This is a genomic window from Candidatus Omnitrophota bacterium (assembly GCA_040755155.1).
Taxonomy (GTDB): Bacteria; Hinthialibacterota; Hinthialibacteria; order Hinthialibacterales; family Hinthialibacteraceae; genus JBFMBP01.
Genome location: JBFMBP010000142.1, coordinates 1 through 11,509, shown reverse-complemented (window position 1 = coordinate 11,509; position 11,509 = coordinate 1). Strand labels below are relative to the sequence as shown.

Genomic DNA, 11,509 nt, shown 5'->3' with positions numbered 1-11,509 from the left:
GGCCTCATTTGTTTTGCGTTATTGAATCACGAAACCGCGAAAAATGGAGAAATCCACAAATTTTTGTATCACGGATATCGTGGATTCTTTTGGATTTCACGGAAAAATCTTTCGCACAATGAGATGCCTTGCGGAAACCGTTTTTATCTTTTTTCGTGTTTTTCTTCTTCATTTCGCGTCTTCGTGATTCCAACGACGGCGCCGCCATTACGGCGTCGTTAGATGGGAAACAATATATGCAAGTCGAAGATTCCACTTTTCCCGCAGCGGGAATGATTGGTTTGTGGACTAAAGCGGACGCCGCCGCCGCTTTCGACGATTTTATCATTCAAGAAATAAAAGAATAAGGATTTTATGAGCATTCACTTTCTCGCCCTCTATTTCGCCGGCGCCGCCTCCCGATACGCCACCGCATTCTGCCGCACTCGCGTGAGCAACTGAAGGCCTTCTCGCAGCAAGGGACCGATCACTTTTCCACTCGCATAATACGCATCCGCCACCAATGCCCCATAATGTACGGGGCTTTCGAATTGTTCTCCGAGGCTTGATGGAGTTTTTTCACCCCCGGCATCTTCTTGCCCTCTTTGGCCACTTTCAGTCCATCCGCCACATAGACGGCGTACCCGCCAACTCGCAGAACCGGGAAAATCCGATGAACCTGCCTACACCAGATTCGCGTCAAATAGACCAAATCCAATCCGTCGCTGTAATTGAAAAAATGAAGTAATCCCTGGTACAATCCTGTGTCCAAGAAGAGGCTTCGGATAAAACTTGTAACCCCGACGCACTCCGTTCGAACGGAAAATCCCGCCAAAATCAGAACCAAATACATAAAAATCCGCGAACGCGAACACGCGGCTTGAAAAGGGCGGATGCAGCTATACTATGGACTCCCTGGACTCCCTAAAATCATTGTGATATCCCTCAACCCGAAAAGTAGAAATAATGAAAACGATTTCTCTTTACGGTAGAGGGATTTTTATTAGAAAAAAAACGTCCTTTCTTCCGGGTTCGCGCTTTATCAACTCAAAACTTCGTACTCTCCAGTACTTAATAGCGGCGATTATATAATATTGAATGAGCTATTCGAACTTCCGCCCGCAATGATCGCAGAATTAGGCTTCCGGCTCTTTCAATTCCCCGCTTTGGCCGCAGGATTTGGATTTTGATAACTCCGCTCCGCATTCCTCGCAGAACTTGGCTCTGGACGAATTATCATGGTTGCATTTATGGCATCGAACCATTGCTTCCTTGCCAGTATTCGCTGCCGCCGCACCGATTTCTTCCTCAACAGCGTGGGCGATGGTTTTGACGCCATCGCGGGTTTCTTTAGCGACGTAATTGAAAGCATCCTTTACGACTGACGTAATCTCGCCCGCCTGGTTGCGATTCAAGGAACCCATGTATCCAAATAAGGATAGTACGTATCCGGCAAGCAGAATCGGCACTCCAAGATAACATAACCAAAAATAACGAGGAGACCAGTATGACCCGATAGAAGAAAAAAAAACTCGCCAGTCCTATGAGCACAAAGAGAGCGCCCATCCCCATAACGATTGGCCCAATTGTTTTCAACGCCAAGCGAATTTCCGCCAGTTTTGGATTCATCTCGTTTTTATCATTCAAGTAAATTCCCCCTTCCAACATAGTAAAATCGGTAAAATCGCTCATTATTCATCATTCATTTTTCCCCAAACCAATGCGTATGAAAAATCCCTTCGCTGTCGGTGCGATGATAGGTATGCGCTCCGAAGTAATCGCGTTGGGCTTGGATCAAGTTGGCAGGCAGCCGCTCTCTGCGGTAGGAATCGAAATACGCCAGCGAAGCGCTCATGGCCGGGACGGCGAGTCCATGCTGGGCGGCGTTGGAAACGGTCCAACGCCAGCCGTCGATGCGGTTGAGGATGTCGTCGCTGAAACTGGGAGATATCAACAGATTGCATAAATCCGGATCGCGCTTGTAGGCTTCGCGGATGCGGTCGAGAAAGACAGCGCGGATGATGCAGCCGCCCTTCCAGATGCGGGCGATATCGCCATAGTTCAGACCGTAGCCGAATTCCTGTGAGGCGGCCCGCATCAGGGCGAATCCCTGGGCGTAGGAGCATATTTTCGAAGCATATAAGGCGGCGCGGATATTCATTACCGCCGCGTCCAGGTCCGTCGGCGAGGGGATTTTGGGAGAGGGATAGACGCGGGCAGCGCGTTCCCGCTCCTCCTTCATCGAAGAGAGGATACGCGAATCCACCGACGCGGCGATGGTGGGAACCGGAACGCCCAATTCGATGGCGGTGAGCGATGTCCACTTGCCCGTCCCCTTTTGCCCGGCGCTGTCAAGAATGCGGTCGATCAAAACGCCTTCGCTTTCGAGATCGTCGGGAAAATCGGCGATCTTGGCGGTAATCTCGATAAGAAACGATTGCAGCTCGCCTTCATTCCATTCTTTGAAAATGCTTGCAATCTCTTTAGACGTCAATCGCAGGCCATGACGCATGATGTCGTAAACTTCGGCGATCAACTGCATGTCGCCGTATTCGATGCCGTTGTGACACATCTTGACGAAATGCCCGGCGCTGCCTTCGCCGATGTATTCCACGCAAGGGCCGGAATCAGTCTGGGCGCTGATTTTTTTCAGAATCGGTTCGAGAATTTCGTACGCTTTGCGCGCTCCGCCAGGCATAATGCTCGGCCCCCACAGCGCTCCTTCTTCGCCGCCGCTGATGCCCATGCCCATATAATAAACGCCGGTATTCTTAAACAAATCGCCGCGCCGGTCCGTATCGCGAAAATAGGAATTGCCGCCGTCGATCAGAATATCGCCGTCTTCCAGCAACGGCTTGATCTCGTGCAGTACGGCGTCCACTCCAGCGCCCGCTTTTACCATGACGAGGATTTTTCGCGGACGTTCCAGCGCTCCAACGAATTCTTTCAACGTATAGGCCGCCTGAAAATTCTTACCGGCGGCGCGGCCTTCCATAAACGCCTTGGTTTTCGCTCCCGTGCGATTATAAACGGCTGCGGGAATACCGTTCCGTTCGATATTGAGAGCAATATTTTCTCCCATAACGGCAAGACCGATAACGCCGAATTGCTGGCCCATGTTGATTTTCTCCTTAAAGAAAATGATGAGTGATGAATGATGAATGATGAGTTGGGATATCTCAAGAGCGGAAATACATTGCTCTTATCGCGCCTTTGATTCAAGGGCAAATAAAACCTTGCCCTTGCCGCCCGACGCCTGGTATAACCCGCGAACTACGGGTGGGCGGCTCATCAGGAGATTCGCCCTCCCCAAATTCGCATTCCAAGAAGATGGGAGGGCGAATCTCCTGATGAGCCTTTCCCGCATACCATAGCCACCCGGCCGGTACAGCTTCGCCTCCCGGTCACCCCGTCGAGGGATCGGCTCCATTCAATTTTTTTCCCCTCATAGGGAGTTTTCATTCATCATTCATCATTCATCATTCATCATTTTCTTTTCCAAATCGAGATGGCGTCTCAACGCCGCCTGGTAGATTTCATGCGCCTTCATGTTTGGCCAATACGTTTCGCCAAGCATAGGATCGGCTTCCGCAACGTCGCGAAGCGCCCCCAGCGATTCCAACGCCATAAGCGCCGCTCCCCGGCTGGAGGCTTCGGCGACATGGGAAACGCTGACCGGACGGCCAAGAACGTCGGCGATGATTTGAATCCACGCTGGCGATTTCAATAATCCGCCGCCGGTAGCAATGATCGTATGCTCCGGCGGAAAATTCGGCGCTAGAAGATCGTGGATCAATTTAAATCGGTAGGCCACGGCTTCCAATCCCGCCTGAAGAATTTGAATAGGTTGGGTGGATAGACGCAAGCCATGCAGCGTTCCCCGGCTATCAGGATTCCATCGCGGGCTGCGCTGGCCGGACAGAAAGGGAAGGAACATCAAGCCATGCCCGTCCGGCGGCAGCGCTGGCAATCGCTCGTTAAGTTCCACGATTGGCGGCAAATTCAACGCGCCCTTCAACCACTTGAACAGGTTGCCGCCATTGCTGAGCGCACCGCCTTGGATAGGCCGCGTCTTGTCGATGCGATAACACCACAATCCATTTGGCGATTCGCGATACGCCCCGCGCCACGCCGCTCGCAACGCGCCGGACGTTCCCACCATCAGCGCGAAACGTTCCGGCGATGCGCAGCCGCCGCCGATATTGCTGCACGCCCCATCGCCCAGCGCCGGAAACCATACGGCATCCCGCAACATTGGCCAGCGCCGCGCAAACTCCGGCGCCATTCCCCGCTGTCCATCCGCCGCATCGCATAGAGCGGACAATTGCTCCGGCTCAATGGCGGCTGCTGCCAACGCCTCCTCGTCCCAAACGCAACGGATTGAATCCAATAATCCCGACGCCGACGCCATCGAATAGGAACAGACTTTTTTTCCCAAAATTTTATAATAAAAATACTCGCCCGCCGACATCCAATAACGCGCGCGCTTCGCCGCTTCCGGCGCTTCCTGGCGCAGCCATAGAATTTTCGCCGGAAGGTAACTGGCATGCAAAGGGCAGCCCGTTCGCCGCGTATAGGCTTTCTCGTCGAGCCGTTGGCGCAATCGCGGAAGCATGGCGCCAGGACGAACGTCGCTCCAACTCAAAAGTGGAGTGCAGGCGTTCCCCTGCGCGTCCACACCCGCAGCGTTATGCCAAAACGTACAGCAGGCCACTGCTGTAATGGCGATTGATTTCTTGCGAGCCTCTTCGACGGCTTGATCGATAGCCTGCAAAACAATTTGGAAAAACTCGTCGAGGTCAATAAACTCGCCGCCGTCCGCCGTCCTCGTCAAGGCGTATGGGATTCGCGTCCCGATTCCCTCCACCTCGCGCCCCGAAGCGTCAAAGAGCATGCTGCGAACGGAAGATGTGCCTGCGTCTATGGATAAAACGTAAGGATTATTGTTAAAATTCATGAAGAAAAAAGCCTCGTTTCAGCGATCGCCGCATCACGAAGAAAAATCGTTTCGCTCGCCGCCGTGGTTTACAAGCCGATGCGCGAATTTAAAATGAAACCGAATCGATTGTATAGGATTTCACTCTCTATTGAATTGGCAGGATCGCTATGAATAAAACCTATTCCCTTCTCTTTGCTTGCGCCGTCCTTTCGCTCATCGGCGCCGGATGCGCAGGCGTTTTGCTCGCCGGAGGCGCAGCGGCGGGCGCCGGATCGATCGCATTCGTTCAGGGCGAATTGAAAACAGAAGAAGACATCCCCATCTCCAAAGTCTGGATGGCGACGATCAAAACCTGCGGCGATATGCAATTCCACATCCAGGAAGACAACAAGGACGAATTGACGGGACGCATTTACGCGATCGGATCGGACGATAAAAAAATCTACATCAATCTCAAAAGCCTGTCCGAAAACGCGACGGAAATCCGCATCCGCATCAATATCTTCGGCGACGAAGTCATGTCCCGCCGCATCCTGAGCGAAATCGAAAAGCGGCTTTAATATTCGGCTTCCCATATGTATTTCATTTTTTGAAAATACATATCGAGGTTACTAAACATGAAACAATTCGACATTAATTGGCTCGATTTTTTTCAAACGCTTCCCGCTTGGGATTCTCTGCCCCCATCCGCCCGCCAAGTATTCGTATTTAAAACGGAAATGAACGTTTTAATGGCGCCGGAACTATTCGGACAAGAGCTTCCAATTCTAAGAAAGTCCGGTTTTATACTTGATTCCGCCGACGGGCGCAAGGTTAAAGTTGAGAAAAAATATGCTCTCATGCGCCGCATCATACGCTCAATAGCCTTTAATCCCATTATTCTCGAACCATCCACTCAAAATCTCAGACTCTATTTGGACTCGCATTTCACTTATGAAGAAAGAGAACGCTTGGTAAACGATCGTTCATACTATTGGAATGCCGACAATCGCCTTCTTCAAGAAGCAACGTCGGTACAATGGCTGCAAAATTTTTTGAAAACGAATACTTTGGAACAATGGGAACGGAGCCGGCTAACGTATCGGGAAAACGGGCATTTCATTTCCCCCACGATCTTTCAATCGACGAAAAATCTGCTCAAACGTTTGATGGAGCGAACAGAACCGGTTGCTTTTAAGGATATGTACGAATTCTCAGGTATAAAAAACCGGCTGGAACTAGCACAAACCATCAAAGCCGGTTTGCGTTACCTGCTGTTTTACGCCGCCGTCGACGTATCTATGGATCCCGTTCTTTGGATATGGCCGGGAATCGCCAATCGCCTTCACCGCCAACCGCCCACGCCGCCGCAGCCCGTCGAACCGGAAGAAACGCTGCATGTACCATTCCTTATGGAAGACATGACGCATATTCTCGTGGAATGCGCTTCCGAACCGTTTCGCCTTCGGGGCCAAGACTGCGGGATTTTCGCCAAGGTCGAAAAACAACTCAAAGCGATTTTATTGCCGCTTCCCGATTGGTTGACGATTCCGTTAACGCTGCCGCCGGAATTTCGCATTCAGTTCGCTCTTAATTTACTCCATACCCTCGATTTTACCGACTATAAAGGGGAATCGGGCAAAGACCTTCGACTGGAAATAAACAAAAAGGGAAACCATTGGCTCGCCCAATCTTCCAAGGAACGCCTTCGATTCATACTCGACGCTTATCGAAAAGTCCGGCCAAAACCAGATGCCAAATTTTCCCACAACTACAAACTCGAATTCATTCCCATGTCTAATCATATTCTTTATTACGATCAAAAGTGCATTATACCCAGCGAATTGGTCAAATTGTTTTTGGAATTGGAAACCGGGCGATTCTACTCGCTTTTCGATTTCACTCATTATCACGAGATTCAAAACAATCCTTTTCTTCGTCCTACAGATCAAAAACACGATTCGTCGGATTACTCGTTCTTGCGCCGGTTCGCCAATACCGACGAGGAAAAAGAAGCGGCGTGGAGGGAAATGCTTTTTCGATTCGTCGTATTGAGATTGATCACGCTTGGGGGCGCATCGGCCGGGAGGATGAAGGACGGAAAGCTCGCCTTCGCCATGATGGAGCCTGGCCGTTATTTGCTCGAAGCCGCAAACGATTTCCAACTCGCCCAGGAAGAACAATTTCAAGTGGTCGTCCAACCCAACTTCGACGTCGTTTTTCTCGCTCCTTCGCCCCAGGCGGAAGCGGTCATCGGACGCTTCGCCGAACGCATCGGGAGACGGCTGGGCAACGTTTTTCAGATCACCAAAAAATCCATTATCAAAGCCGCCGCCACCGGTTTATCGCTGGAACAAGTCACGGAGGATTTGCATAAATTCTCCATCAAGGAAATTCCCGGCAACGTCCAATTCGAAATCAACGAATGGTTCAATTCCTGCCGCAATATATCCATGCGTACGGCCGTCATCATTCGTTGTCCCGACGCCAATACGGCTGGTCGAGTGCGCATCGCCGGTGGATCGAAAATAAAACCGATTACGGATACTGTTCTTGAACTATCCGATCCCCATGAAAAAACCGCCCTAGTACGAAAAATGAAGGAATCGGGCATCTTTTTAGAAACTAAAGAAGAATTTTAAAAAAACAGTGATTCGTAATGAGCGGCGAGTGGCTATTTAATTGAAAACAATGACTTGTGAAACGAATTTTCTTCACCAATTTAGGTAAAAAGAAATGATTAACATCCATTTCCCTTCTTGCGATCCTAAAGAATAACGCCAATCCATAAGCGGCTAAGCGACTAGCAACACCTTTATTTAGTTGAATTTAACCAATCATCTTTCATGATAATCCTCCCCCCCAAAAAAAATTTAAAAAAATTAAAAAATATCCTTGACATATTCTATATACTTTATATACTATAAAAAATATCGATTACTTTATAAATTCTTCGAAAGGATCATTCACCCAATGTACGCAATCCTCGAAGCTCCTCAGTCCGTCGCGGATTCCCGTTCGAACCTCAATAAAGGTTTTACGATTTGGTTTACCGGCTTATCAGGCGCGGGAAAGAGTACTATCAGCGCTATTCTCAATCGCGAATTCATCCGGCGCGGCGTTCGTCACGAAATTCTCGATGGAGACGTCGTCCGCACCAACCTCAGCAAGGGATTGGGTTTTTCCAAAGAAGACCGGGATGCGAATATCAAGCGGATTGGCTTCGTTTGCCATCTCTTATCCAGAAACGGCGTCGCCGCTATCGCCGCCGCCATCTCACCCTATCGCGAAATCAGGGACGAAATCAGGCGAACCATTGGCGATTTCATCGAAGTTTATGTCAAAGCCTCGCTGGAAGAATGCGAACGGCGGGATGTGAAAGGATTGTACGAAAAAGCCCGCCGCGGCGAGATCAAGCAATTTACAGGCGTCTCCGATCCTTACGAGGAACCGCTGCATCCGGAAGTAATATGCGACACTCAACAGGAAACTCCGGAAGAAAGCGCGCAAAAAATCCTCAACAAGCTTGCCGAGTTGGGCTATATCGAATGGTGAACCGTCGATAGTGGGCTACGCTTCGCTTTGATCCCACCCTACATGTTGAATTAAGCTATATCGAATGGTGATTCGTTTCCATTGGGAACGCGGAAAAGAGGATAATGCAAGATGCAATTCAACGAGAATCAAAACAACGCCGCTCTCATTGAAGCCAGCTCGGACGCTTTTCGCCATCCGGAATGGGACGAATTGGAGCGCGCTTCCACGAAAGTGATTCTCCGATGGGCATGGGAAACGTTGGGAACGGGGGTATTCGTCAGTTCCTCATTTCAGACGCAGAGCGTTCCCCTACTGCATATCGTGTCCCAAGTCTGCCCGCAGATGACGGTTCTTTTTCTCGATACTGGCTATCATTTTCCCGAAACCTTGGCTTTCCGCGACGAATTGCAAAAAGCCTTCGGATTGAAAATCCGCACTATTCGACCTATAAGCGCTGGTTCGCAGAGCGATATCGCTCAGGAATCACCGCTCTACAGCGTGAATCCCGATCTTTGCTGCCATCTAAATAAAGTAAAGCCGATGCGTATGGCGTTGGAAGATGCGTTAGGATGGATCAGCGGCGTGCGACGGGATCAAACCTCCCGCCGCGCAGAGTTGAAAGTCGTCGAAGCCGAACCGTCAGGTATTCTTAAAATCCATCCCATGCTGCATTGGCGGCGGGAAGAAATATGGGATTACATAAAAAATCATAATCTACCCAAGCATCCCCTGCACGGCCAAGGCTACCGCAGCATCGGCTGCGCTCCCTGCACCCGTCCGGCGGGCCAGGGAGAAGACGACCGCGACGGCCGTTGGCCAGGCCGCGAAAAAACCGAATGCGGCCTCCATACTCAAAGGGCGCCTCTCGCGTCGTAATACCCGCTATACCCGCTTGTCTCTGAAGAAATGCAAGCAGCGTTTTGCTTTAAGCCTCCCCTATAGAACACGCTTCAAAGATCAAAGGCAGGCTTCGCCATGCCTTTGCCACCCGGCGATTGACTTATACTACTCTGCGTTAGGATTGTTACTTATAAATTCCCTCGCCCTCTGGGAGAGGGTTAGGGTGAGGGAATGATAAATCTAATAATATCAACCCTCACCTAACCTCTCCCAATCTTGGGAGAGGAATAAAAAAAGCAACAATCTCTTTGCAGGTTGGTATTATACAGGCGCTTCGCCAAAATCCGCCTTGACGGATAAATCCTCTACCGGCGGCGTCCAGGTTTGCGCATCGGCGGGCGTCTGCTCGCCGGAACGGATGTCGCGCACTTCATGGGCGCTTGATTCCTGCCCTTCCGGAAACCAAACGTATGGTATGCCCAATCGTTCAGCGTAGCGAATCTGCTTGCCATATTTCTGAGGCAGATGGAATACTTCGCAACATATCCCGCGTTTCCGCAGAAGGCGGGCGACGGCGTTGGCCTCGGCGCGCTTTTCTTCCGAAGGCAAAGCGACGAGAACGCAAGAAGGGGTTTTGCGGCTGGCGTGCAGTAGATTCTTGCCGAAGAGATAGCCCAAAATGCGAGTAACGCCGATAGAGACGCCGATGCCGGGCAGTTTGTTCTTGCCGTCCGATGAGGCAAGATCGTCATAGCGCCCGCCGGAACAAACGGCGCCCAGAGATTCGTGCCCTTCCAGGCAGCCTTCGTAAACCGTTCCCGTGTAATAATCGAGGCCGCGCGCGATATGCAGGTCGGCGACGATAGAGCCTTTCGGCAGCGTTTGCAGCGAATCCATCACAAACGTCAGTTCATGCAGCCCCGCATCCAACAACTCGTTGCGTACGCCCAACGCCTGGACTTTATCGGCGAAGGAGGAATCGCTCTCGCGGATGCGGGCGATTTCCAAGCATTTCTGCGCCGCCGGCTTTTCCAATTTGACGCCGTCGATCAACATGGCGAGTACGACCTCTTCCCCCACCTTATCCAATTTATCCACCGTGCGCAGCGTCGCCTGTACGTCTTCGATTCCCAAGCCACGGTAAAAACCTTCGAGAATCTTGCGGTTGTTTATCAGAATGCGCACGGGAGGAATGGGCAGCGATTGCAGCGTTTCATGCAGCAGCCAAGGCATTTCGGCGTCGAAATGCAGCGGCAATTCTCCAGCGGCGATCACGTCGATGTCCGCTTGGTAAAACTCGCGGTAACGCCCTTCCTGCGGCCGTTCGCCGCGCCAGACTTTCTGCATTTGATAGCGTTTGAGCGGGAAATTGAGATATCCTTGATTTTGCAATACATACCGCGCTAAGGGAATGGTCAAATCGAAATGCAAGCCGAACTCGGATTCTTCGTCCTCGCCCGCCGCCTGAAGACGGCGCAATGCGTAAATTTCCTTATCGGTCTCCCCCTTGGACAGCAACTGTTCCAAGGGTTCCACGGCTCTGGTTTCTATAGGAGTAAAACCGAACAACTCGAATTTCGCGCGGATTCGATCGAGGATTTGCAATTCGATCAGACGCTGCTCCGGCAGCCATTCGGGAAAACCGCTAATCGCATTCGCTTTTTTCATTATAAATTGCCTTGCTTAAAGTAGTTTGTCAGAATCAGGATGGTCAGGATTAAAGGATAACCAGGATAAAAGCATTTTGAATATGCTTCATCCAGATTCATAAAAATTGAAAAAGAGATTATATCCAAGAAAACGGCGCTAGGCGAGCGGAACGGAATTCGACGGGTGGACGGGTGGCAAGGGCAAGGTTTTTTCTGCCCTTGTGATCGTAAGATGGATCGCGTTTTATGACTCATCAATTGTTATATTCAATATAAACGAGACGGATCTATAAACATGCTCTTCTGAAATACTTCGTTTTCTTCCTGCAATCGCCGACAACCTTTCCTCGGTAGGTGGGCTAATCACCGCGTCGCCTCTGGCGGGCTACGCTTTGCTTTGAGCCCACCCTACGGTTCTCATCATTCATCATTCATCACTCATCATTGCTTTTTTTCGCCGTGGTGATGCTGCTTTTAGGATCAAGGACGACGTAATCCTCGCCAGATACGGTATACGGCGGCTTTAAAATCACCTTCGATTCGCCCATGGCGCGTACGGCGATGCCGCCTTCGCCGCGGATCATGC

10 protein-coding genes are annotated in these 11,509 nt (G+C 50.7%); 5 read left to right on the top strand and 5 right to left on the bottom strand.

The genetic code is table 11. The annotated features are described in order from the left end of the window. Nucleotides 1-128: 128 nt before the first annotated feature. The gene (locus AB1656_21510; protein MEW6237975.1) at nt 129-347 is read left to right on the top strand and encodes a hypothetical protein; all 219 of its coding nucleotides are present in this window, start codon (nt 129-131) and stop codon (nt 345-347) included. Nucleotides 348-466: 119 nt separating this feature from the next. Here AB1656_21510 and AB1656_21505 read toward each other — a convergent pair whose 3' ends face one another. The 4 genes from AB1656_21505 to AB1656_21490 all read right to left on the bottom strand — a co-directional run bounded on the left by AB1656_21505 (nt 467) and on the right by AB1656_21490 (nt 4,936). Beyond that, the gene (locus tag AB1656_21505; protein ID MEW6237974.1) at nt 467-832 is read right to left on the bottom strand and encodes a hypothetical protein; all 366 of its coding nucleotides are present in this window, start codon (nt 830-832) and stop codon (nt 467-469) included. 283 nt (nt 833-1,115) lie between these two features. Further along, nucleotides 1,116-1,394 (bottom strand): zinc ribbon domain-containing protein, encoded by a 279-nt coding sequence (locus AB1656_21500; GenBank protein ID MEW6237973.1) that lies wholly within the window; start codon nt 1,392-1,394, stop codon nt 1,116-1,118. A gap of 287 nt (nt 1,395-1,681) precedes the next feature. Further along, a complete protein-coding gene (gene gnd, locus AB1656_21495) occupies nt 1,682-3,097 on the bottom strand; it encodes a decarboxylating NADP(+)-dependent phosphogluconate dehydrogenase (protein MEW6237972.1) in 1,416 nt (471 codons plus the stop codon). 354 nt (nt 3,098-3,451) lie between these two features. Beyond that, nucleotides 3,452-4,936, bottom strand: a complete 1,485-nt coding sequence (locus tag AB1656_21490; GenBank protein ID MEW6237971.1) for a gluconokinase — start codon at nt 4,934-4,936, stop codon at nt 3,452-3,454. A 149-nt stretch (nt 4,937-5,085) separates the two neighbouring features. Between AB1656_21490 and AB1656_21485 the strand changes: the two genes are divergently transcribed. The 4 genes from AB1656_21485 to AB1656_21470 all read left to right on the top strand — a co-directional run bounded on the left by AB1656_21485 (nt 5,086) and on the right by AB1656_21470 (nt 9,310). Further along, nucleotides 5,086-5,478 carry a DUF3568 family protein gene (locus tag AB1656_21485; GenBank protein ID MEW6237970.1) on the top strand — a complete coding sequence of 131 codons (393 nt, stop codon included), beginning with the start codon at nt 5,086-5,088 and terminating at the stop codon, nt 5,476-5,478. Nucleotides 5,479-5,535: 57 nt separating this feature from the next. Beyond that, on the top strand, nt 5,536-7,539 hold the full coding sequence (locus tag AB1656_21480; protein MEW6237969.1) for a helicase-associated domain-containing protein: 2,004 nt from the start codon (nt 5,536-5,538) through the stop codon (nt 7,537-7,539). A gap of 331 nt (nt 7,540-7,870) precedes the next feature. Further along, nucleotides 7,871-8,452, top strand: coding sequence for an adenylyl-sulfate kinase (gene cysC, locus AB1656_21475; protein MEW6237968.1), 582 nt, complete (start codon nt 7,871-7,873; stop codon nt 8,450-8,452). Between the two features lie 111 nt (nt 8,453-8,563). Next, a complete protein-coding gene (locus tag AB1656_21470) occupies nt 8,564-9,310 on the top strand; it encodes a phosphoadenylyl-sulfate reductase (GenBank protein ID MEW6237967.1) in 747 nt (248 codons plus the stop codon). Nucleotides 9,311-9,595: 285 nt separating this feature from the next. On the opposite strand, the gene hisS is transcribed toward AB1656_21470, so the two are convergent. Further along, a complete protein-coding gene (gene hisS, locus AB1656_21465; GenBank protein ID MEW6237966.1) occupies nt 9,596-10,942 on the bottom strand; it encodes a histidine--tRNA ligase in 1,347 nt (448 codons plus the stop codon). Between the last annotated feature and the right edge of the window lie 567 nt (nt 10,943-11,509).